Genomic DNA, 23,303 nt, shown 5'->3' on the forward strand with positions numbered 1-23,303 from the left:
GAAGGGGAGTTGAGGGAGGAGAGGCTCAGACGAGGGAGCCGTACAGGCCGGGACGCCGGTCCTGGAGGTACGGGTTCGCCTCACGCGAGGCGGCCAGGAGAACGGGGTCGACATCGGCGAGGACGAGTTCCTCACCGCGGCCGGCCCGGGTACGGGCGACTCCGTCGGGACCGGCGAGCGTGGAGAGGCCGACGAAGTCGAACTCCCCTTCCTGGCCTACCCGGTTGACGTAGGCGACGTACAACTGGTTCTCGAAGGCCCGCACCGGTACGACGGACTCGGCGACGAACTGGAAGGGGTGCATCTGCGCGGTCGGCACCAGGAGGAGGTCGGTGCCGGTGAGGGCGTGGGCGCGGACGTTCTCCGGGAACTCGACGTCGTAACAGATCATCAGGCCGACCCGGAGACCGGCCAGTTCGGCCTGTACGACGGGCTGCTCGCCCGGTGTGAAGTGGTCGCGTTCGAAGCGGCCGAAGAGGTGGGTCTTGCGGTAGTTGGCGAGACGGTCACCGGCGGCGGAGATGAGCTGCGCGGAGTTGAAGACCTGGTCGCCGGCTCGCTCGGGGTAGCCGTAGGCGATGGCGAGGCCGTGCCGGGTGGCGATCTCGGCGACCGCGTCGGCGGAGTCCCCGTCGGCTGGCTCGGCGAGGTGGGCGATGGCGTCGCCGATCGCGTACCCGGTGAGGAACATCTCCGGCGCGGCCAGCAGCCCCGCGCCCGCGGCGGCTGCCCGGCCCGCGGCGTCGTCGAGCACCTTGAGGTTCCCGGCGAGGGAGCCGGGGCGGCCGGAGCTCTGGAGCAGGGCGGTGCGCATGCGGGGTCCTTGCAGGGGCTCAACGGGTTGGGGGCCAGATAGACGGTACGGGGGGTGGGCTCGGCGGTACAAGGAGCAGCCGTTGCGCGCTGACAGGCGAATCGTTGCGTGAAGCGGGGGCGAGGCGACGATTCGTTGTTTCGCCCCCGCCGCCCCATCCCGCCCCATCCCGTTCCTGGGGGCTGCGCCCCCAGACCCCCGCTTCGGCCCTGAAGGGGCCTCGTCCTCAAACGCCGGACGGGCTGAGAGTCAGGCCGAACCTCGTCAGGACCGCCGCATGGTCCGAGGGCCAGTCATTGCCGGCCACCTCGGGCCACACCCGCACCACGCCCCTCACCACCACCCGGGAATCCAGCACCCGCAGACCCCGTCCGTTGTGCAGCACGAAGTCGATCCGGTCCTGCGGCTCGGGCCGCCCGCTCCCGTCCTCGTGCTCGACGTGGATCGGCGACCAGGTGTGACCGGGATCCCGGACCGCGTCCGGGTGTGCCTCCCGGTACGAGTCCCGCAGCCCCGCCTCCTCCGCCGCCTTCGTCACCGGCCACTGGACCCCCGGCCAGTCCAGATGCGAGGGCGTGTTGAAGTCGCCGACGAGCACGACGGGCGTGGAGTCGTCGGCGGCGGAGTCACTGATCCGGCGCAGGATCTCCCGCATCCGCTCCAGCCGCGCGCTTTCCCGGGCGACCAGCTCGGCCGCCTCAAGCCCGTCGAAGTGGGAGTCGTAGGGCCCGTACGGCGCGCAGTCGAGGTGGGCGCTCCAGACGTCGACCTCCAGCCCTCCGTCCAGCCGGATCCGTACCCCGGTCGCCCCGTAGAAGCCGACGTCCGGGTCACCGAGGCGGGCGGTGATCGGGTACCGGCTGATGACGCCGAGGTTCGGGCCCGCCCGGTGGTGGTGCCAGCCGAGGGCGTCGGCCAGTTCCTGGGCGGAGGTGCCGTGCGTCTCCTGGAGGCCTACGACGTCGGCGCCCGTCTCGGCGATCACCTTGAGCTGCTTCTCGCGGTGGTCGACGACCTGCGTGCCGCCGAGCCAGAGGTTCCAGCTCATCACCCGGAGTTCAGGGGTGACCATGGCGTCGAGCAGCGCCACAGTGACCCCGGCCAGGCTGGTCAGTACCGTCCGGCCGGGCGCCGTCTCGATCGGCGCGAGTGAGGGAACGGCGAGCACCGCGCAGCCCGCCGCCTCGGCCGAGGTGACGCCGGTCTGGGTGTCCTCGACGGCCACGCAGGCGGCCGGGTCGACGCCCAGGGCGCGGCAGGCGGCGAGGTAGGGGTCGGGCGCGGGCTTGGTGTGTTCGGTGTCGTCGGCGGTGACGGAGACCGCGAAGCGGGCCGCGCCGAGTGCTTCGAGCACGGAGTCGGCGACGGCCCGGGGGGAGGCGGTCACCAGGGCGGTGGGTATGCCGGCCCCGGCGAGCGCGTCGAGCAGGTCGAGGGCGCCGGGGCGGGGCACGATGCCGGTGCGCACGCGGGCCGCGAACTCCCGGTGCAGTTCGGTGGCGAGGCGGCCGGTCTCCGCTCCCGTCGCGGCGGCCAGCCAGTCGGCGGTGTGCTCGACGGGCCGGCCGAGCACATCGGGCTGGTCCGCCTCGGTCAGCGGTCTCCCGGCGATCTGTTCCACCGCCTCCCACCACAGCCGCTCGGTGTCGACGAGCGTGCCGTCCATGTCGAACAGGACTGCCTGGAGCGGGAGTTGGGGCACGCCAGGAGTGTCGGAGGTTAGGGGGGTGTGGGGGGTCACGATTCTCTCTCTCGTAAACTCTCATTCATCACGGGCGGTTCGCGCGCTCGGCCACCAGCACCGGCCGCTCCGGCAGCGACACCTGTACGGCGGCTCCGGCGCCCAGCGTGGCGGCCTCGTGCGCGGGCACGTCGGCCTTCACCTCGGTGCCGTCCCCGAGCCGTATGGTGATCCGGGTGACCGCGCCGAGGAACGCCGTGGCGACGACGCGTGCGTCGCCCGCCGGGTCGGCGCCGACCCGGACCGCCTCGGGCCGGACCAGTACGTCGACCTCGACGGTGTCCGGCGCCTCGCCGTCGACGGGGAGCCGCTGCCCGAGCACCTCGACCGTGCCGGCGGCCAGCCGCCCCGGAATCCGGCTCATCGTGCCGACGAACTCGGCGACGAAGGCGGTGGCGGGCCGACCGTACAACTCGGCGGGGGCGGCGCACTGTTCGAGTCGCCCGGAGTGCATCACGGCGACCCGGTCGGCCATGGACAGGGCCTCCTCCTGATCGTGCGTCACGAACAGGGTGGTGATGCCGAGTTCCTGCTGCAGGCGGCGGATCTCCTCACGCAGGTTCAGCCGTACCTTGGCGTCCAGCGCCGACAGCGGCTCGTCGAGGAGCAGTACCCGTGGGCGCAGGGCCAGGGCACGGGCCAGTGCGACGCGCTGCTGCTGGCCGCCGGAGAGCTGGTGCGGGAACCGCTCGCCCTTGTCGGCGAGGCCCACGAGGTCGAGCAACTCGGCCGCACGAGCGCGCCGTTCGGACATACGGACCTTGCGCATCCGCAGTCCGAAGGCCACGTTGTCGAGTGCGCTGAGGTGCGGGAAGAGGCTGTACGACTGGAAGACCATCCCGGCGTCCCGGCGGTGGGCCGGGACCCGGGTGACATCCTCCCCGTCGACCAACACCTCGCCGGAGTCGGGGTGTTCGAACCCGGCGAGCATGCGCAGCGCGGTGGTCTTGCCGCAGCCGGAGGGGCCGAGCAGCGCGAGCAGTTCGCCCGGCCGTACGGCGAGGTCGAGTCCGTCGAGGGCGACGGTCGGGCCGAACTCCCGGCGCAGGCCACGGAATTCGACGGTGGCGGCCTTGTCGAGCGTCATGTGGTTCATCCCTTGGCGGCGGCGGTTCGGGTACGCCCGCCGAGCCCGGCGAGCGCGAGGAGGAGGGCCCAGGTGACGAACAGGCTGAGCACGGAGACGGCGACGGACAGCTGGGCCTGCGAGCCGCCGACGCTGTAGATCCACACGGCGAACGGCTGGAAGCCGAGCAACTGGGCCACGGTGAACTCGCCCAATACCAGGGCCAGGGTGAGGAAGGAGGCGTTGAGCAGGGCCCCGCGCAGGTTGGGCAGCACCGCCGTCAGCAGCGCCTGTGCCGGGCTCGCACCACAACTGCGGGCGGCCTCCACCAACGTGCGGATGTCGATCGCGCGCAGCCCGGCGTCCAGTGCCCGGTAGACGAAGGGCAGCGCCATCACGACGTAGGCGAGGACGAGGACGACGGGGAAGTCGGGGTTCTGGATGGCGACGAAGGTCTGGAACAGGGGCGTACGGGAGAGGTGTTCGGGCCCCCACTTGAGGACGGTCGAGATCCCGGCGACGAACGCGATCGGCGGAACCACCAGGGGCAGCGAGCAGATCACCTCGACGACCGGCCGCAGCCGGGGTGCGCCGAGCCGCAGGGCGACCATCGCGGGCACCATCAGCAGCAGGACCACGGCGATGGTGGCGGCGGCGAGTTCCAGGGACAGAGTCAGGCCGGGGAGGAAGCCGTCGGCGCCGACGATCTGGCTGTACGCGTCGAAGGTGACGCCCTCGCCCGGCACGTCGACCGTGAAGATCACGGAGGCGGCGAGCGGGACGAGGAAGTAGACCGCGGCGCCGGTGAGAACCACCCCGCGCCACAGGTTCAGGCGAGCCATCGCGCGCTCCTCCGTTGCAGGGGCAGGTACACGGCCATGACGAGGCCCGCGATCAGGACCATGTCGAGGCTGAGGGCGAGCGCCACGTTCTCCTGGCCCACCAGCACGTTGCCGGAGATGGCGTCGGCGATCTGGAGGGTGACCAGCGGGATCGAACTGCCCACCATGGCGGCGGCGGTGGCGTACGCGGCGAAGGCACTCCCGAAGAGGAGTACGAACCCGCCGAGCAGTGAGGGCAGCAGCACGGGCAGACCGACGTGCTGCCAGTACTGGACGTTGGTGGCCCCGTTGTTCCGCGCGGCCTCGCGCCACTGGGACCGCAGGCCGTCGAGCGCGGGCGTGATCGTGAGGACCATCAGCGGAATCAGGAAGTAGAGGTAGACGATCACCAGTCCCCAGAAGCTGTAGAGGCTCCAGCCCTTGTCCGTCAGCCCCAAGTGCCGTGTCAGGACGCCTGAGTTGCCGAGGGTGGCGACGAAGGCGAAGGCCAGCGGCACCCCACCGAAGTTGGCGAGGACCCCGGAGGCGGTGAGCACCGCCTCGCGCAGGGCCCGGAACCGGGAGGTCACCACGGCCTGGGCGAGCAGCAGTCCGAGGACGGTCGCGATGAGCGCCGACACGGCGGACAGCTTGACGCTGCCGATCAGGGCGGTGAGATACGCGCCCTGGAGGGAGTCGGTCAGATTGGTCGTGGTGTACGAAGTGGCGCCGGTGGCCTGGTTCTTGACGGTGAAGGCGCCGTTCAGCATGGCCAGGGCGGGCACCCCGAAGGCGACCGCCACGAAGGCGAGCAGCGGCAGTACGGCGAGCCAGCCGGGGGCGCGACGCCGCCGCTTCAGGGAAGCGGCGGGCGCCACGTCGACCCGCGTGAGGGTGGCGGTCATCCGGAGACGGCCTTGCCCCAGCCCTCGGCCAGCACGGACTTGGCCTTGGCCTGCTGGGGCTCGGTCGGGAAGGACGGCGTACCGGAGACCTTGGGCAGCTTGGCCGCGGCGGCCTTGTCGAGGGTGCCGGCCTTCTCCATGGCGGTCATCAGGGCCGGCCGGGCGTATCCCTTGAGCCAGAGGTTCTGTCCCTCGACGCTGTAGAGGTACTCCTGCCACAGCCGGGCGGCGGCCGGGTGCGGGGCGTCCTTGTTGACGGCCTGTGAGTAGAACTGGGAGAACTCGCCGTCACTGGGCACGGACACCGTCCAGTCGACGCCCTTGGACTTGAACTCGTCGGCGTACCCGGCGTTGAGGTAGTCCCAGTCGATGCTGATGGGCGTCTCGCCCTTCTCGACGGTGGCCGGGGTCGACTCGACGGGCGTGTAGTTGCCGTTCTTCTTCAGCTTGGCGAAGAAGTCGAGGCCGGGCTGGATGTCGTCGAAGGAGCCGCCGCTGGCCAGCGAGGCCGCGTAGACGCCGGCGAAGGCCGAGCCGGACTTGGTGGGATTGCCGTTGAGGGCGACCTGCCCCTTGTACTGGGGCTTCAGCAGATCGGCGAAGGAGGTGGGACAGGTCTTCACGCGCTTGGCGTCGCACCCGATGGAGATGTAGCCGCCGTAGTCGTTGAACCAGCGTCCCTCCGGGTCCTTCTGACCCTCGGGTATGTCGGCGAAGGAGGCGACCTTGTAGGGCGCGAGGAGCCCCTGCTGGGCGGCGCTCAGCGCGAAGGAACTGCCCAGGTCGAGAACATCGGGTGCCCGGTCCTGCCCCTTGCGGGACGTGACGGCGTTGATCTCGTCCTGACTCGCCCCGTCGGGGTTCTCGACCTCGATCTTGATGCCGTACTTCTTCTGGAAACCGTCGATCAGAGCACCGTAGTTGGCCCAGTCGCGGGGCAGCGCGATGGCGTGCAGCGTGCCCTCCTTCTTGGCGGCGGCGACCAGTTTGGCCATGCCGCCGAAGTCGGCGGCGGAGGTCGCGGTGGCCGCGCTCTTGCCGTTCGCGGTGGTCGACGTGTCGTCGGGGGCCGCGCCGCAGGCGCTCAGGGCGAGCGCGGCGACGACGGCGAGGGCGCCGCCACGGACGGCTGTTCTCGGCAGGGTCACTGTCACGGTCTCTCCAGGGGTACGCACGAGGGTTGAGGTGGTGCGGAGAACTTGTCTGAACAAGTTGACTTCAGTACGCCTTCCGGTGGTATCGCCCTCGTGAACACTGGCGAAACCCTGGCCACCGATTTCCTGCACAATCTCGCCGCCCGTGGACGGGCCGTGGATGTCGATTAGGCTGGTCACCCTGTGCACAGCCACGAACCCAGAGGGGAAGCATGACGGCGCGACACGAGGAGATCGCCGACGAGCTGCGCCGGGCGATCGACCGCGAGCAGTACACGGTCGGCAGCCGTCTGCCTCCGGAGACAGAGCTCGCCGCCCACCACGGCGTGGCCCGCGGCACGATCCGCCAGGCGGTGGCCGCCCTGACGGCCGAGGGCCTCATCGGTTCCCGCCAGGGCGCCCGGCGGGTGGTCCTGGCCAGCCGCCGCAGCCAGACCTTCGAGGAACTGCGCAGCTTCGCCCAGTGGGCCCGCGCGATGGGCCGGGAGGCGACGGGCCAGGTGGTGCACCAGGAGTACCGCCGGGCGACGACGGAGGACGCGATCCGCCTCCAACTCCGCGAGAAGACAAAGGTGTTGCACGTCCTGCGGGTACGCGGCCTGGACGGCGAACCGGTCCTTCTGGAGCGTACGGTCTACGCCGACTGGATCGCCCCGTCCGTGGAACTCATCGAACCGGACTGCCCCTCGGTCACCCAACGCCTCTTCGAGGACACGGGTCTGGTCTTCGCATATGGCGAACACGTCATCGACGCGGTGGCGGCCGGCGCCCAGGACGCCGAACTCCTGGACATCCGCCGCACGAGCCCCCTCCTCCGCGTCCGCCGCGTGACGACGACAAGGGAGGGCCGCCCGGTCGAATGGTCCGACGACCGCTACCGCGGCGACGCGGTGAGCTTCAGCGTCCACAACTCCATCGAAAACAACGCCCTGGCAAGAAAGCCAGCAGAGTAGGCCCAGTTGGTAACAGGCGCCGCGGCAGTCCCGGGTAGGGGCGCGGGGAACTGCGCGACAAGCCACAACGAACCCGCACCCGCGCACGAACCGGTCAGAAAGGCCCCTACGCGGGCGACCCCGAAGAAAACCTCCGCAACAACGGCGACAGCACCAGCACGGACTTCGTCCGCTCCACGAACGGCTCCCCGGCGATCCGCTCAAGCACCCGCTCGAAGTGCCGCATGTCGGAAGCGAAAACCTGAACCACCGCATCCGCCTCCCCGGTCACGGTGGACGCGGCCACCACCTCCTGGTACCGCTCAAGACCCCGCCGAATCGTCTCCGGCGAGGTGTTGCGCCGGCAGTAGATCTCGACGAACCCCTCCGTCTCCCACCCCAGCGCCGCCGGATCCACCCGCACGGTGAACCCGGTGATCGCCCCGCTCGCCCGCAACCGGTCCACGCGCCGCTTCACCGCCGGCGCGGACAGCCCGACCGACTGCCCGATGTCCGCGTAGGAGCGGCGCGCGTCCTCGGCGAGGGCACGCACGATCCGTTCGTCGAGATCGTTCAGCACGTCGTGTCAGCTCCAGCTGGCGTGGAGCGGCTTGCCCTCCGCGTACCCGGCGGCGCTCTGGATGCCCACGATGGCCTTCCGGGCGAACTCCTCGAGGGAGTTGGCACCGGCATAGGTGCAGGAGGAGCGGACACCGGCGATGATCGAGTCGATCAGGTCCTCGACGCCCGGACGGGCCGGGTCGAGGAACATCCGGGACGTCGAGATGCCCTCCTCGAACAGCGACTTGCGGGCCCGGTCGTACGCCGACTCCTCCGACGTACGGTTGCGTACCGCACGCGCCGACGCCATGCCGAACGACTCCTTGTAGAGGTGCCCGGCGGCGTCCTGCTGCAGGTCGCCCGGGGACTCGTACGTCCCCGCGAACCAGGAGCCGACCATCACGTTGGACGCACCGGCGGCCAGCGCCATCGCGACGTCGCGGGGGTGACGTACCCCGCCGTCCGCCCACACGTGCTTGCCGTACTTCTTCGCCTCGGCCGCGCACTCCAGGACCGCCGAGAACTGCGGCCGGCCCACGCCCGTCATCATGCGGGTCGTGCACATGGCGCCCGGTCCGACGCCGACCTTGATGATGTCGGCGCCCGCCTCGATCAGGTCCTTGACGCCCTCGGCGGCCACGATGTTGCCCGCGACGATCGGGACGTGCGGGTCGAGGTCGCGGACCAGCTTGACGGCGCTGAGCATCGACTCCTGATGACCGTGCGCGGTGTCGATGACGAGCGTGTCCACGCCCGCGTCGAGCAGTTGCTGCGCCTTTCCGGCCACATCGCCGTTGATGCCTACAGCGGCGGCGATCCGCAGCCGCCCGTTCACATCCGTGGCCGGCGTGTAGAGGGTGGCACGCAGGGCGCCCTTGCGGGTGAGAATGCCGGCGAGCCTGCCGTCGGCGGCGACGGCGGGCGCGTACCGGCGGTTGGCGCCGTCGAGGCGGTTGAAGGCCTCACCCGGGTCGATACCGGCGTCGAGGAGCAGCAGATCCTTCGACATGACCTCGGAGAGCTGGGTGAAGCGGTCCACACCGGACAGGTCGGCGTCGGTGACCACACCGACCGGCCGCTGCTCCGCGTCGACGACCACGCCCGCGTTGTGCGCCCGCTTGGGCAGCAGGGCGAGAGCGTCGGCGACGGTCTGGTGGGGGGCGAGCACGATCGGCGTGTCGAGCACGAGGTGACGGCTCTTGACCCAGGAGACGACGTCGGTGACGACCTCGATCGGGATGTCCTGCGGGATGACGACCAGCCCGCCGCGCCGCGCGACCGTCTCGGCCATCCGGCGGCCCGCGATGGCGGTCATGTTGGCGACGACCAGCGGGATCGTCGTACCCGTGCCGTCGGGGGAGCTGAGGTCCACGGCCTGCCGGGATCCCACGGCGGAACGGCTCGGGACCATGAAGACGTCGTCGTACGTCAGGTCGTACGGAGGCTGGATGTCATTGAGGAAACGCACGTGCTGCACATCCCGGTCGATCAGAGGTGGCCCCCGGACAGGACAGCCAGGGGGAAGAGCACGTACCTCATTGTCCCATGCCGGTGACCTGAAACCGCCTGGTCGGATCGTCCAGACGAATCGCGGGGCGGCTCGTGGCATCCTCCGACGGACCACCGGCCGGGGAGTTCAGGCGAGCACCATCACCACCGCCAGCCCCGTTTCCGTCTCCCGCCAGCTGGCGGCGGCGTCGGCGAAGATCTCCTGGAGGGTGTTCCACTCCTCCGGCCGGGCCGCGGCGTACGCCTGCCAGTTCCGGACGAGGAGGAGCCGGCCCCGGCTCGCGGGCCACCACTCCAGGTCGCCGAGGCAGTCCGCCAGGGCGTCCCAGTTCGCGCCGAACCGGTCCGGGAACCGCATCACGGTGGCGCAGGCCGTCATCAGCCCGGTCTTGTCCGAGACGCCGGTGAGATCGAGGTCGGCGGCCTCCCAGCCGGCCGTGCGGGCGTCTTCGAGTGCGCGCTGGGCCGGCAGGGCGGCCGGCCAGGACAGGACACCGGCGGGCGCAGTGCCCGCGAACACCGGGGCGAGCGGGTGGTCGGTCATCTCAGTACCGCCGTGCCGAGTGGTGAAGGGTCGAAGTGATCACCGCTGTAGTAGATCCCACCGGCCGCCCCATGACAACGAGGACCCGGGCCACAGCCTTCCGACAGGACATGTCGATCGGCGGGTCGTTCAATGAAGATGACCGGCCAGTCGTTGGCGGGAGCCGCGCATGTCATCGTCGACAGCAACGCCAGTACCAGCACCCGGGGAACGTGAGAACCCGCGCGGGAGACTGCGCCGGCTGGGCGAGTGGTGTGCCCGGCACTTCGTGATCGTCATCGTGGCCTGGCTGATCGCGCTCGCCGCGCTCCAGGTGCTGGGCCGTTCCTTCGGCGGCGAGTACTCCGACAACTTCTCCCTGCCCGGCGTCCAGTCGCAGCAGGGCCTCGACGTACTCAAGAAGCACGATCCGGCGGCCGGGGGCTACGGCAGCCAGATCGTGCTGCGGGACTCGGCGAAGCCCCTGACCTCCGTGTCCGCACAGATGTCCCAGACCGTCGCCGACCTGCAGAAACTCCCGCATGTCCTGTCCGTCCAGAACCCGCTGCCACCGCCCGGCTCCCAGCCCGCCGGCAAACAGGCCGTCGGTCCGCTCTCCGGCGACGCGAAGACCGGCTACGTCACCGTCCGCTTCGACGTCCAGCCGTCCACCCTCGACGACGGCTACCTCGACGGCGTCGACAACTCGGTGAAACCGCTGCGGGCGGCCGGTGTGCAGGTCGAGTACGGCGGACCGCTGGGCGAGCTGGCCCGGCCCGTCGCCGACGACCGGGTCAGTGAGCTGATCGGGTTCGCGGTGGCCGTAGTCGTCCTGCTGGTCGGCTTCGGCAGTGTGCTAGCCGCCGGCATCCCCCTGCTGACCGCGCTGATCAGCGTGATCGGCGGTCTGGCCTGCCTGGGGCTGCTCGCGGCGGCGTTCACCTTCGCCACCGTCTCCCCCACGCTGGCCACGATGATCGGCCTGGGCGTGGGCATCGACTACGCGCTGTTCCTGATCACCCGGCACCGGCAGAACCTCATGGACGGCGACGATCCGGTACGGGCGGCCGGCCGTGCCACCGCCACCAGCGGGCGGGCCGTCCTGGTCTCCGGGTGCACGGTGATCGTCGCGCTCGCCGGGCTGTCCGTCTCCGGGGTCGGCTTCATCGGCAAACTGGGCGTGGCCGCCGCCGTGACGGTGGTCTCCGCGGTCGTGGGCGCTCTCACCCTGGTGCCGGCGCTGCTGGGGCTCATCGGCCACCGTATCGACCGCTACCGGGTGCGCCGCCCGGTCGCCGAGGCCGCGGCCGATGCCGCCGAGGCCGAGGGACACGGCACCTGGCACCGCTACGCGCAGCGCGTCGAGCGGCGCCCCTGGTGGTTCCTGGCCGGCGGGATCGTGGTCGTGCTGGTGCTGGCGATCCCGGTGCTGTCCATCCAGCTCGGCCACATCGGGGACGGCGCCGATCCGACGTCGTTCACCGACCGGCGGGCGTACGACATCATGGCGCAGTCGTTCGGGCCCGGCTCCAACGGCCCGCTGACCGTCGTCATCGACCAGACGAAGGTGCCCGCCGACCAGCGCTCCGCGCTCGCCTCGAAGGCGTCCAAGGCGCTGACGGACGTACCGGGCGCCGCCACCGTAACCCCCCTCACCGCGACGAAGGACGGGGACGTACTGGTCGGCACGGTCTACTCCAAGGCGGCACCACAGAGCGAAACGACCACCGACCTGACGAACCGCCTCGTCGACGACACCCTGCCCGGGGCCGTCTCCGGCACGGCGGCGCACGGTTATGTGACCGGCACGACGGCCGCCCAGGTCGACTTCCGTGACATCGTCGCGAGCCGCCTCCCACTGATCATCGGCGTGGTCGTCGCCCTCGCCTTCCTGATCATCCTGGCCGTGTTCCGGGGCCTGCTGGTGGCGCTGAAGGCGGCCGTGCTCAACGTCCTGTCGATCGCGGCCTCGTACGGCGTCGTCGTGGCCGTCTTCCAGTGGGGCTGGGGTGGGCCCGCGCTGGGGGTGACGGGCAAGGTGCCCATCGAGAGTTACGTGCCGATGATGATGTTCGCGATCATCTTCGGGCTCAGCATGGACTACGAGATCTTCCTGCTCTCCCGTGTCCACGAGGCCTGGCTGCGCACCGGCGACGCGCGGGCGTCCGTGGCCCATGCCCTGGAGATCACCGCGCGGGTGATCACCTGCGCGGCCCTGATCATGGTGAGCGTCTTCGCCGCGTTCGTCGTGAGCGACAACGTGGTGGTGAAGATGCTCGGCCTGGGCCTGGCCGTGAGTGTGCTCATCGACGCGACGGTCGTACGGCTGCTGCTGGTGCCGGCGGTCATGACGCTGCTGGGCGCCCACGCCTGGTGGACACCCGGCTGGCTCGACCGGATACTGCCGCACGTCGACGCGGAGGGCGGAGGAGGCGAGGAGCACGACTGAGGACCGCGGAGTCCCCGTACGCGTCCCCCGGACAGAGCGTGAACGCAGCGATGCCCGGGCCCCGAAGGGTACCCGGGCACCGGCAGTCGTCAGATCCCGTCCGGGTCCGCCCTGTTGAGCGCCGGCTTCGGCGTCGGGCCCGCCGTCATCAGGTAGTCCGCCGCCGAGGTGTCCGTGACCAGGCTGGTGACCAGCCCGGACCGCAGCACGGCGTCGATCGCCGCGGCCTTGCGCTGTCCGCCGGCGATCGCGACGACCTCGGGAACCCGGCGGAGCTGGTCCGTCTTGACGGTGATGCACCGTTCGCCGAGGTCACGGCCGACCCGGCGTCCCTCGGTGTCGAAGAGGTGCGCGGACATCTCGGCGGCGACACCCAGGGACGCGTAGTGGCTGCGTTCCTCGTCGCTGAGCATGTCGTGCACCGTCGAGATACCGGCCTCCCAGGAGCCGATGGAGACGCAGGCGACCGTGACCTTGTCGAAGTACTCGAAGGCCCGCGCGATCCCGGTCTGGTTGCGCAGCGCCGCGGCGGTCGCCGCGTCGGGCAGCAGCATCGGGGCGTAGATCGGGTGGGCGTCGCCGCCGGACACCTGCGCCGCGCGGCGGACCGCCTCGACGGAGCCGCGCTCGGCGGTTCCGGCGTCGTACACACCCGTCAACTGGACCACCGTGCAGGGCGGCAGCCGGTCGAGGGCCGCCGCCATGTGGATGGTGGACCGGCCCCAGGCGAGGCCCAGCACATCGCCTTCGTTCACCAGTTCGCCGAGCAGATCGGCGGCCACCTCACCGAGGTTCTCGGGATCGGGCGACTCCTCCGCATCGGCCGGGGACTCGACCACGACCGCGTGCCTGAGGCCGTACCGGGCACGCAGCGCGTCCGAGCGCTCGGCGTCCAGTTCGGCCGGGACACGGATCTCGATCCGCACCAGATCCCGTTCGAGAGCGGTCTCCAGGACCCGGGCCACCTTGAAGCGGCTCACGCCGAACTCCTCGGCGATCTGGATCTTGGACTTGCCCTCAAGGTAGAAACGGCGGGCCATGGCCGCCGCCTGCACCAGCTCAGCGGGTCCCATCCGCATGGCTGACCGGCCCGCCGACATACCCGACACGACGATCTCCTCACTGCTCTTCACTTCGCTGCTTTTCACATCGCTGCTGTTCACATTCTGGATTCGCCGTTCATCCTGTCAGATCCCGAGTGCTTGATCTGCCCAGAAGTACGTCGTTCACGTTCCCTTGGCTCAGTGGCCGCACGCCCAGGACGCACCAGCGGTCGCCGTCCGCGCCTGGGTGCGCAGTGCACGTACCGCCTCGGCCGGGTCCGCGGCGCCGTAGACCGCCGATCCCGCGACGAAGACATCGGCGCCGGCCTCGGCGCAGCGCTCGATGGTGGAGGCGGCGACGCCCCCGTCGACCTGGAGCCACAGCTCAAGGCCGTGCTTGCTGATCAGCTCGCGGGTGCGGCGAATCTTGGGGAGCATGATGTCGAGAAACGCCTGGCCGCCGAAACCCGGCTCGACCGTCATGATCAGCAACATGTCGAGTTCGGGCAGCAGGTCCTCGTACGGCTCGATCGGGGTCGCGGGCTTGAGGGCCATGGCGGCCCGGGCGCCCTTCGCCCGGATCTCGCGGGCGAGCCGCACCGGAGCGGCGGCGGCCTCGACGTGGAAGGTGACGGAACCCGCCCCCGCTTCCACGTACTGCGGTGCCCATCGATCGGGGTCCTCGATCATCAGGTGGCAGTCCAGCGGGGTGTCCGTCGCCCGCGCGAGGGACTCTACGACCGGCACACCGAGCGTGAGGTTCGGTACGAAATGGTTGTCCATCACATCGACGTGAAGCCAGTCGGCCCCTTCGACCGCCTTCGCCTCCTCGGCGAGTCGGGCGAAGTCGGCGGACAGGATACTGGGGTTGATCTGCGCGGCCATGCCCCCAGACTGCCATGCCCGCCGGGGGTTGTGCGGGCGGGTCCGTTGTGGCATGGGTGGTGTGCGGTCCGCGGGACGTCTTTGGCTGGTCGCGCCCACGCGGCGGAGCCGCAAATGTCACAGCCTCGCTCCCCTGGGTGGGACCGGGCGAAGTCGGTGTGAACGGGAACCGTGGGATCGCGTATCTCGCGTGCGGTCGGCGGGCCAAGTGGCTGGTGCTGGCCCTGTGGCTGGTGCTGCTCGTGCTGGTCGGGCCCTTCGCCCAGAAGCTCACCGACGCGCAGGACAACGACGCCGCCTCCTGGCTGCCGGGGTCCGCCGAATCCACCCAGGTCTTCCACCTCTCCGAGGACTTCAGGCCCGAGCAGATCCCCGCGATCGTCGTCTACGCGCGCGGGAGCGGCCTCACGGCGGCGGACCGGGCCCACATCACCGAGGCCGCAGGGCAGTTGAAGCAGCTGCGGGACCACGGCATCCGGGGGGCGGAGAGCCGGGGCCCGGTGTTCGACCGCGCGACCGATCCACGGGCCGCGCAGATCCTCGTACCCATCACGATGGACGAGAAGGGCTGGGAGCGGATCGCGCCCGCCGTCGACTCCATCAGGGCCGCCGCCGGCACCGGTGCGGCCGGGATGGCCGTGCACATCACGGGCCCCGGCGGTACGTCGGCGGACTTCTCCAAGGCGTTCGAAGGCATCGACTCCACGCTGCTGGTCTCGGCGATGGGCGTCGTCATCGTGATGCTGTTGCTCACCTATCGCAGCCCCACCCTGATCCTTGTCCCCCTGCTGGGCGTGGTCGCGGCCCTGTTCACCGCGCAGGCGCTGATCTACTTCCTCGCCCAGCACGCGGGCCTGACGGTGAACGGCCAGAGCGCGGGCATTCTCACCGTGCTGGTGTTCGGCGCGGGGACGGACTACGCCCTCCTCCTGGTCGCCCGCTACCGGGAGGAGCTGCGCCGGCACGAGGACCGTCACGAGGCGATGGCGCTCGCCCTGCACCGCGCGGGCCCCGCCGTCCTCGCGTCTCGCCACCGCGCCCGTGGGCTGACCGTCTGCACGTCAGAACGACTGCCCCTGACAGCCGATTGAGCCCTCACGGCGTACACCGGCGACCGGCGGTCACCCGGTCCGGCGGATGAGGGCCAGATACATGGCGTCGGTCCCGTGCAGATGCGGCCACAGCTGTACGTCGGGACCGTCGCCGAGGTCGGTCACGCCCTCGAACAGCGGCCGGGCGTCGACGAGTTCGGCGTGCGGGTGCTGCTTGAGCACGTCGTCGACGACGGCCCAGGTCTCGGCGAGGTGCGGCGAGCAGGTGGCGTAGCCGACGATTCCGCCGACCCGGACCGACTCCAGGGCGGTGGTCAGCAGCGCTCGCTGGAGCGGCGCGAAACCCTCCAGATCCTCCGGGCGTCGCCGCCAGCGCGCCTCGGGACGCCTGCGGAGCGCCCCGAGCCCCGTGCACGGCACGTCCATCAGCACCCTGTCGAAACTGCCCGCTCGCCATGGCGGCCGGGTCCCGTCCCCGACGACGACCTGGTACGGGCCGGGATTGCCGGCCAGCGCCTTCGCGACCAGCCCGGCCCGGTGCGGCTGCTTCTCGGAGGCGAGCAGCGACGCACCCCGCTGCGCGGCGAGAGCGGCGAGCAGCGCGGCCTTGCCGCCGGGCCCGGCACACCCGTCGAGCCAGGCCTTGTCGGGCCCGTCGACCGGAGCGTTGGCCAGGGCGAGTGCGACGAGCTGACTGCCCTCGTCCTGCACGCCCGCGCGCCCCTCCCGTACAGCCTCGATGGCCCCGGGTTCCCCGCCTTCGGCCAGGCGTACGGCGTACGGCGACCAGCGCCCCGGTACCGCGGCCTCCTCGTGGAGCAGCTCCTCGGTGGTGCCCCGCCCGGGCCGGGCGACCAGGGTGACCTCGGGCCGCTCGTTGTCGGCGGCGAGCAGTTCCTCGATGCCGGCGCGCCCACCCCCCAGCGAGTCCCACAGCGCGGAGACGACCCATCGGGGATGTGAGTGCACGACGGCGAGATGGTCCTCGGGATCGTCGTCGTAGGACGGCGCGACCCGCTCGACCCAGGCGTCCAGATCGTGCTGGGCGACCTTGCGCAGCACGGCGTTCACGAACTTGGCCCGTCCGTCGCCGAGTACGACCCGGGCCAGTTCGACGGAGGCGGACACGGCGGCGTGCGTCGGGATGCGTGTCCCGAGCAGCTGGTGCACGCCGAGGCTCAGCACATCGAGCACCGGCGGATCGACCTCGCGCAGCGGCCGGTCGACACACGCGCTGATGACGGCGTCGTAGGTCCCCTGCCGCCGCAGCGTCCCGTACACCAGCTCGGTCGCGAGAGCCGCGTCCCGCCCGTCGAAGTCCCCCTTCGCGCGGGCCGCACGAAGAAGCGGCGGCAGCACCAGATTGGCGTACGCGTCCCGCTCGTCCACGGCTCGCAGCGCCTCGAAGGCGAGGATGCGGACGGGGTCCTTCTGGGGCCGACGGTAGGGCTTGCCGGGCTTGTGGGGCCGACGAGGCTGCTCGCTCACGAAAAAGGTGCTCCGGATATGGGAAAAGGGGTGCGGTTTCCAGCGTACGTCGTGTCCGGCCGGCCCGAATCTCCCGGTGCCGCTACGGGCGCGGGCCGGGAGAGCGCTCAGGCCCCGAGCACCTCGCCGTCGGCGATCCGCACGCCTCGCGCCCAGTCGGCGGCGCGCATCGGCTTCTTCCCCTGCGCCTGCACCCACAGCAGCTCGACGGCGTACGACCCGGTGCCCACGTACACGTTGTTCTTGCCGACGGAGAGCATTCCGGGAGCGAGATCGGTGCGCTCGGGCACGGGCGTGACATGGATGAGCTTGAGCCGCTCGCCCCGGAACACGGTCCAGGCACCGGGTGCTGGAGTGCACCCGCGTACGACGCGGTCGGCCCGCAGGGCGGGTACGGACCAGTCGACGTGGGCGTCCTCGACGCTGATCTTCGGCGCGAGGGTGACACCGTCGGCGGGCTGCGGTACGGCCTTCAGGGTGCCGTCCTCGATACCGTCCATGGTCGCGGCCAGCAGCCCGGAGCCGGCGAAGGCGAGCCGCGTCAGCAGGTCGCCGCTGGTGTCGGTGGGCCGGACCGTCTCGGTCACCGTGCCGTAGACGGGGCCGGAGTCGAGTCCCTCCTCGATGAGGAAGGTGGAGGCACCGGTGATCTCGTCGCCGGCCATGACGGAGTGCTGCACTGGCGCGGCGCCACGCCAGGCGGGCAACAGCGAGAAGTGCAGGTTGACCCAGCCATGGGCCGGGATGTCGAGCGCGACGCGGGGCAGCAGGGCCCCGTACGCGACGACGGGACAGCAGTCGGGCCCGATCTCCCGGAGCCTCGCGAGGAAGTCCTCGTCCCTGGGCCTGGCGGGCTTCAGCACCTCGATCCCGGCCTCCTCGGCCCGCTGGGCCACGGGACTGGCGACCAGCCTGCGTCCCCGTCCGGCGGGCGCGTCGGGCCGCGTGACGACGGCGACCACTTCATGCCGTCCCGACCCGATCAGGGCATCCAGAGCGGGAACGGCGACCTCAGGGGTACCAGCGAAGACAAGCCTCATGGGTGGGCGTGGGCCTCTCGGACGGGATTCTGCGGGCAGCGCACCAGTCTATGACCGCACCCCCAGGGGGGCGTACGCATATGCCCCTACGCCCCCGCACCGTGACCACTCACGCAAAATCGCGTTGGTCAAGAAAGAGTTGACCACAAGGGTTGACCACAACGAGCCGCACATCGCGCGGCCCGATCCTTTCAACGCCGGTTCGAGAGGCTTGTTCATGGCCGACCACGCAACCCACGACGCCCAGGCTCGGGCCAGCCTGCACTTGCTGGTGCGGGACATCGAGCGGGTCCGCCGGCAGGTGGACGCACTGCGCACCCTCACCGCCCAGTTGGGCAACGTCTACCGCCCGCGCCGCTCCGGCCCCTCCACGGGCTTCGTCGTCTACGGGCGGGCCCCCGCCCCGACCGTCCGCCTCGCCCAGGAACTGCGGGACAGCGTCGAAACGCTGGTCACGGCCGCCGTGGACTTCGACCGCTCACTCGGCTTCTCGTGGGACGCGGTGGGCTCGGCCCTCGGGGTGACCAAGCAGGCCGTCCACCGCCGTTACGGCGCCCGTCGCGCCGCCGCCCAGGCGGCGGCCGACGCCGAACGCGCCACGGAGACCGCGACGACCCGCACGGTGGGTGTCGGGACGGTCGGCGGTGTCGGCACCGTCATGCCCACCGTGCCGACGGTCCCCGCCGCCCGCTCGATGCCGACCCAGCCGACGGCAGGCAGCCCCACCCTCCGCGACGAAGTGAGGCCCACGGCCTTCCCCGGCCCGCGCAACGGCTGACCCGAACCACCGCCCACCCCGCCCTCTGCCCTCCCGGCGCACACCCGGGAGGGCAGAGGCATGCCCGCTCCCGTGCCAGCCTGGTCAGCCTCCCTCGCGAAACGGGCCCACCGTGCACCGACCCCCGCCGCACGAAAGCCAGAGACATACCCGCCCCCGCGCCCGTCCGGTCAGCCCCCACCACAAGACCCGCCCACCACCACATACCGACCACCGCCGCACGAAAGCCAGAGACATACCCGCCCCCGCGCCCGCCTGGTCAGCCCCCACCACAAGACCCGCCCACCACCACATGCCGACCACCGCCGCACACCTGGCAGCCGCCTGACGCCCGCACCGCCACCCGCCTCCGGTCCCGCCCGTACGCCGGTCCCGCCCCGCAGCCGAAGGCAACCCCCGCCCCGCCCTACCTACCCCGGCCGCCACCTCACACCGGCCCGCAGCCCCGCCCGCACGCCAGTCCCACCCCGCCGCCCAACCTCAACCCCCGCCCGGCCCCACCTGCCCCCGGCCCGCAGCCCCGCCCGCACGCCAGTCCCACCCCGTCACCCGACCTCAACCCCCGCCCGGCCCCACCTGCCCCCGGCCCCCACCTCACACCCGGGCCGGCCCTGCGCCCAGCCCCGCCCCCACCTCGCCAGATCCAGTCCCCCTGCGCCCATGCTCACCCGATGTCGGGCGGATCAATCCGCACCCACACGCTCTCCTCGCCGCCCCGTCCCGCCCGAGCCATCCGCGCGGCCTGGGCCGCCTTCAGTGCGGCGGCCAGCGCGGCTCCGCTGCCCGGCGGGACCCGGACCAACGCCCGCTCCCACTGCTCCCCGGGCGGCGGCGCCCCCGTCCGCCGGGGCCGCCCCGCCGCCGTGACCGGCAACGGCACCGGCCCCAACACCTCAGCGTCTCCAGGCAGTTCGGCCCCGGCGAGGAACCCGGCGACGGCCTCCGCGGTCCCGGCGACGGACGCCATCCGGGACACCGGCGGAAACCCCAGCTCGGCGCGCTCCGCGAGCTCCCGCACGGCATGCCCGACGGGATCCCACCGCACCAGCGCCTGCACCGGCCGCAGGGTGGGCTCGGCGACCACGACGACCGTCCCCCCTGGCGCCCCCTCCCCCCGCACGCCCTGCCCCCGGACCAGCGCCGCAGCAGCCATCCACCGCCGCAACGCGTCCTCCCCGGCCCGCAGATCGGGCCGCCCGAGCATGGCCCAGCCGTCCAGCAGCAGAGCAGCCGCGTATCCGCCCTCGGCGACAGGCTCGGCGCCTGGCGTGCTGACGACCAGCGCGGGCGCCCCCGGCACCGTGTCGAGCACATGCTCACGCCCGGACGTCCGCACCGGCACGGCCGGAAACGCCCGCCCCAGTTCCTCGGCGGTCCGCCGCGCGCCGACGACCTGCGCCCGCAGCCGGAATCCCCCGCACTCCGGACAGTGCCAGCCGGTCTCCTCCCGCCCGCACCACGCGCACCACGGCGCCCCGGCGTCCCGCGCCTCCAGCGGCCCGACGCAGTGCCGGCACCGAGCGGGTTCCCGGCACCGGGCGCAGGCCAGCCGCGGTACGTAGCCCCGCCGGGGCACCTGCACCAGCACCGGCCCGTGCTTCAGCCCCTCCCGCACCGCCTGCCAGGCGAGCGTCGGCAGCCGTGCCGCCCGGGCGGCCTCGTCTCGGGCGAAATCCCCGTCGCCCACCGTCCGGACGAGCGGGGCGGCTCCCCGCACCTGATCCCGCCCGGCGACCAGCGGCCGGGCCCAACCGCTCTCGACGAGCTGCGCGGCCTCCACCGTGCAGCTCCAACTCCCCAGCAGGAACGCGCACTTGTCCTGCGCCGCCCGCAGCAGCAGCACCTCACGGGCATGCGGCTGCGGGGCATGCGGCTCACTGTGGCTGTCGTCGCCGTCGTCCCAGAGCGCGACCAACCCCAGATCCCGGACGGGTGCGAACATGGCGGCCCGGGTCCCGACCACGGCCCGTACAGCGCCCCGCCGCACGGCGAGCCACTCCCGGTACCGCTTCTCGGGTCCGGCGTCAGCGGTGAGCACCGCGTGCCGCCCCTCCCCCAGCACAGACATCAGAGCGGCGTCGACACGCGCGACGGCCCGCCCGTCCGGCACGACCACGAGCGCCCCGCGCCCGGAGGCGAGCGTCGCTCCAACGGCCCGCGCAAGCTCCTCGCTCCACTCCGGCCCGGGCAGGGCGTTCCACACGGCACGCGGCGCACCCCCGGTGGCCAGCGCCTCAAGAAACGCGCCCCCTCGCTCGTACCGCCCCCAGGACCCGGCGTCCGGCGGCGCGGCCACCGGGAGAGCCGCCGGGGAGGCCGACTTCTCGGCGCGAGCGTTCCGCGGCGGTACGGCCAGTTGCAGTACGTCGGCGAGGCTCCCCGCGTACCGGTCGGCGACAGCCCGGGCCAATGACAGCAGTTCCTCGCTCAGCACGACCTCGGGCGACACGACCTGTGCCAGCGCGGCCAGCGGCCCGGCATAGTCGGATTCGGCGAGGCGCGCGACAAGGAACCCGTCGATGAGCCCCCCGCCCTCACGGCGCCCGTCCCGCACCCGATGCCGCCCGGCCCCGAACCTGACCCGTACGCGCACCCCGGGCTGGGCCTCGGCGTCGAGTTCCTCGGGCACTGCATAGTCGAAGTACCGGTCGAGATGCAGCACGCCCTTGTCGACGAGCACCCGTGCGACGGGCAGTTCCTTGGCCAGCGCGGCCCCCCGCCAGGTGCGCGGCTTGGCCCGCGGCACCTTGGCCTGCCGCACACTCTCCCGGATCAACGCAAGCTGCTCGGGCGGCGCCCCGTCGGCCCCGCGGTCCCCGCCGCTCCCCTGCCCGTTCTCGCCGCTCACACCTGCATTCTTACCAAACGCCACTGACAACAGGCGGCGCTCGAACTCCCGAGATCAAGTCGGCAGCGGCACGAAATTCTGGATTCACCGCGCGCCCGAGGGACGCATCCACCGAAGTAACCGCGGCCTGCGCACCGGGAGATCATCACCGTACGAAGCGGCTCCGCACCCCGCCAGCCGGTTTCGGACATGGCGAGGCCCGGCGCCCCCATGGGACACCGGGCCTGACAACCGAGCACAGTCCGACCGCGGGCCTTAGAGGCCGACAGCGTTGCGCAGCGCGTCCACCCGGTCCGTCCGCTCCCAGGTGAAGTCGGGCAGCTCGCGGCCGAAGTGGCCGTACGCCGCTGTCTGGGCGTAGATCGGGCGCAGCAGGTCGAGGTCGCGGATGATCGCGGCGGGGCGGAGGTCGAAGACCGTCGTGATCGCGGCCTCGATCTTCTCGGCGTCGACCTTGGCCGTGCCGAAGGTCTCCACGAACAGACCCACCGGCTCGGCCTTGCCGATCGCGTACGCGACCTGGACCTCGCAGCGCGAGGCAAGGCCCGCGGCGACGACGTTCTTCGCGACCCAGCGCATCGCGTAGGCCGCGGAGCGGTCGACCTTGGACGGGTCCTTGCCCGAGAAGGCGCCGCCGCCGTGGCGGGCCATGCCGCCGTACGTGTCGATGATGATCTTGCGGCCGGTGAGGCCCGCGTCGCCCATCGGGCCGCCGATCTCGAAGCGGCCGGTGGGGTTGACCAGCAGGCGGTAGCCCTCGGTCTCCAGCTTGATGCCGTCGTCCAGGAGCGCCTTCAGCTCCGCCTCCACCACGAACTCGCGGATGTCCGGAGCGAGGAGGGAGTCCAGGTCGATGTCGCTCGCGTGCTGCGAGGACACGACGACCGTGTCCAGGCGGACCGGCTTGTCACCGTCGTACTCGATGGTGACCTGGGTCTTGCCGTCGGGACGCAGGTACGGGATCGTCCCGTTCTTGCGGACCTCGGACAGACGGCGCGAGAGACGGTGCGCGAGGTGGATCGGGAGCGGCATCAGCTCCGGGGTCTCGTCCGTCGCATAGCCGAACATCAGGCCCTGGTCGCCGGCGCCCTGCTTGTCGAGTTCGTCCTCATCGCCCTCGACGCGCTGCTCGTACGCCGTGTCCACGCCCTGGGCGATGTCCGGCGACTGCGAGCCGATCGACACCGACACGCCACAGGAGGCGCCGTCGAAGCCCTTCTTCGAGGAGTCGTAGCCGATCTCGAGGATCTTGTCGCGCACCAGTTGCGGGATGGGCGCGTAGGCCTTGGTGGTGACCTCGCCGGCCACATGCACCAGGCCGGTGGTGATCAGCGTCTCGACGGCGACTCGGGACGTGGGGTCTTCGCGCAGAAGCGCGTCGAGAATCGTGTCGCTGATCTGGTCAGCGATCTTGTCGGGGTGACCTTCGGTCACGGACTCCGAGGTGAAAAGGCGACGGGACACAACGCTCCCTGGGGTTGCAGCGGCTGCTGGCTGATCATTGGCGGACGACTCGGGAGCTGCGCCCGGTGTCGTCCGAGAACACTTTATCGGTCACACTCGCCGATCGGCCCCTCCGTCTCGCCTCTCGGAAGCGCCGTGACCTGCGGCACGGGCATTCTGCCCAGTCATACGCGGTGTACGCCAGGGTCGCCACGCCCCGAAGTACGAGGTAGGAGGGATGTCAGGTGTCT

Annotated in this window: 18 protein-coding genes and 1 pseudogene; 4 read left to right on the forward strand and 15 right to left on the reverse strand. The window is 71.5% G+C overall.

Annotated elements, in window-relative coordinates; translation table 11 throughout:
* Positions 1-25: 25 nt before the first annotated feature.
* The 6 genes from QA861_RS31380 to QA861_RS31405 all read right to left on the reverse strand — a co-directional run bounded on the left by QA861_RS31380 (position 26) and on the right by QA861_RS31405 (position 6,501).
* Positions 26-814 (reverse strand): carbon-nitrogen hydrolase family protein, encoded by a 789-nt coding sequence (locus QA861_RS31380; RefSeq protein WP_334592030.1) that lies wholly within the window; start codon positions 812-814, stop codon positions 26-28.
* 226 nt (positions 815-1,040) lie between these two features.
* On the reverse strand, positions 1,041-2,516 hold the full coding sequence (locus QA861_RS31385) for an HAD-IA family hydrolase (RefSeq protein WP_334592031.1): 1,476 nt from the start codon (positions 2,514-2,516) through the stop codon (positions 1,041-1,043).
* 67 nt (positions 2,517-2,583) lie between these two features.
* A complete protein-coding gene (locus QA861_RS31390; RefSeq protein WP_334592032.1) occupies positions 2,584-3,642 on the reverse strand; it encodes an ABC transporter ATP-binding protein in 1,059 nt (352 codons plus the stop codon).
* A 5-nt stretch (positions 3,643-3,647) separates the two neighbouring features.
* Complete coding sequence (locus QA861_RS31395; RefSeq protein ID WP_334592033.1) at positions 3,648-4,463, reverse strand: ABC transporter permease; 816 nt, start codon at positions 4,461-4,463, stop codon at positions 3,648-3,650.
* Positions 4,451-5,347, reverse strand: coding sequence for an ABC transporter permease (locus QA861_RS31400; protein ID WP_334592034.1), 897 nt, complete (start codon positions 5,345-5,347; stop codon positions 4,451-4,453). Before QA861_RS31400 ends, QA861_RS31395 begins: the two co-directional genes overlap by 13 nt.
* Positions 5,344-6,501, reverse strand: a complete 1,158-nt coding sequence (locus QA861_RS31405) for an ABC transporter substrate-binding protein (RefSeq protein ID WP_334592035.1) — start codon at positions 6,499-6,501, stop codon at positions 5,344-5,346. Before QA861_RS31405 ends, QA861_RS31400 begins: the two co-directional genes overlap by 4 nt.
* Positions 6,502-6,713: 212 nt before the next feature.
* Between QA861_RS31405 and QA861_RS31410 the strand changes: the two genes are divergently transcribed.
* Entirely contained in the window at positions 6,714-7,454 is a 741-nt protein-coding gene (locus QA861_RS31410; RefSeq protein WP_334592036.1) for a GntR family transcriptional regulator, read from the forward strand.
* Between the two features lie 106 nt (positions 7,455-7,560).
* Here the strand turns inward: QA861_RS31410 and QA861_RS31415 are convergent, their stop codons facing one another.
* The 3 genes from QA861_RS31415 to QA861_RS31425 form a co-directional block, all read right to left on the reverse strand.
* Entirely contained in the window at positions 7,561-8,013 is a 453-nt protein-coding gene (locus QA861_RS31415) for an Lrp/AsnC family transcriptional regulator (protein ID WP_334592037.1), read from the reverse strand.
* 6 nt (positions 8,014-8,019) lie between these two features.
* Complete coding sequence (locus QA861_RS31420; RefSeq protein WP_334592038.1) at positions 8,020-9,462, reverse strand: GuaB1 family IMP dehydrogenase-related protein; 1,443 nt, start codon at positions 9,460-9,462, stop codon at positions 8,020-8,022.
* A 168-nt stretch (positions 9,463-9,630) separates the two neighbouring features.
* The gene (locus QA861_RS31425; RefSeq protein WP_334592039.1) at positions 9,631-10,047 is read right to left on the reverse strand and encodes a barstar family protein; all 417 of its coding nucleotides are present in this window, start codon (positions 10,045-10,047) and stop codon (positions 9,631-9,633) included.
* 169 nt (positions 10,048-10,216) lie between these two features.
* Between QA861_RS31425 and QA861_RS31430 the strand changes: the two genes are divergently transcribed.
* Entirely contained in the window at positions 10,217-12,475 is a 2,259-nt protein-coding gene (locus QA861_RS31430; protein ID WP_334592040.1) for an MMPL family transporter, read from the forward strand.
* Positions 12,476-12,564: 89 nt separating this feature from the next.
* On the opposite strand, the gene QA861_RS31435 is transcribed toward QA861_RS31430, so the two are convergent.
* Both QA861_RS31435 and rpe read right to left on the reverse strand, forming a co-directional pair.
* Complete coding sequence (locus QA861_RS31435) at positions 12,565-13,608, reverse strand: sugar-binding transcriptional regulator (protein WP_334594911.1); 1,044 nt, start codon at positions 13,606-13,608, stop codon at positions 12,565-12,567.
* Positions 13,609-13,716: 108 nt separating this feature from the next.
* Positions 13,717-14,403, reverse strand: a complete 687-nt coding sequence (gene rpe, locus QA861_RS31440) for a ribulose-phosphate 3-epimerase (RefSeq protein ID WP_334592041.1) — start codon at positions 14,401-14,403, stop codon at positions 13,717-13,719.
* A gap of 158 nt (positions 14,404-14,561) precedes the next feature.
* Here rpe and QA861_RS31445 point away from each other — a divergent pair.
* A pseudogene (locus QA861_RS31445) lies at positions 14,562-15,491 on the forward strand (MMPL family transporter); the annotation flags it as partial.
* 33 nt (positions 15,492-15,524) lie between these two features.
* On the opposite strand, the gene QA861_RS31450 reads toward QA861_RS31445, so the two are convergent.
* Together QA861_RS31450 and fmt are read right to left on the reverse strand one after the other, a co-directional pair.
* Positions 15,525-16,943: an RsmB/NOP family class I SAM-dependent RNA methyltransferase gene (locus tag QA861_RS31450; RefSeq protein ID WP_334592042.1), complete on the reverse strand. Its 1,419-nt coding sequence runs from the start codon at positions 16,941-16,943 to the stop codon at positions 15,525-15,527.
* Positions 16,944-17,050: 107 nt separating this feature from the next.
* On the reverse strand, positions 17,051-17,983 hold the full coding sequence (gene fmt, locus QA861_RS31455; RefSeq protein WP_334592043.1) for a methionyl-tRNA formyltransferase: 933 nt from the start codon (positions 17,981-17,983) through the stop codon (positions 17,051-17,053).
* A gap of 217 nt (positions 17,984-18,200) precedes the next feature.
* Between fmt and QA861_RS31460 the strand changes: the two genes are divergently transcribed.
* A complete protein-coding gene (locus tag QA861_RS31460) occupies positions 18,201-18,761 on the forward strand; it encodes a hypothetical protein (protein ID WP_334592044.1) in 561 nt (186 codons plus the stop codon).
* A 664-nt stretch (positions 18,762-19,425) separates the two neighbouring features.
* On the opposite strand, the gene QA861_RS31465 is transcribed toward QA861_RS31460, so the two are convergent.
* The gene (locus QA861_RS31465; RefSeq protein WP_334592045.1) at positions 19,426-21,609 is read right to left on the reverse strand and encodes a primosomal protein N'; all 2,184 of its coding nucleotides are present in this window, start codon (positions 21,607-21,609) and stop codon (positions 19,426-19,428) included.
* Between the two features lie 255 nt (positions 21,610-21,864).
* Positions 21,865-23,073, reverse strand: coding sequence for a methionine adenosyltransferase (metK, locus tag QA861_RS31470; RefSeq protein ID WP_334592046.1), 1,209 nt, complete (start codon positions 23,071-23,073; stop codon positions 21,865-21,867).
* Positions 23,074-23,303: the final 230 nt, after the last annotated feature.

Origin of the sequence: Streptomyces sp. B21-083, assembly GCF_036898825.1 — a bacterium.
GTDB lineage: Bacteria > Actinomycetota > Actinomycetes > Streptomycetales > Streptomycetaceae > Streptomyces.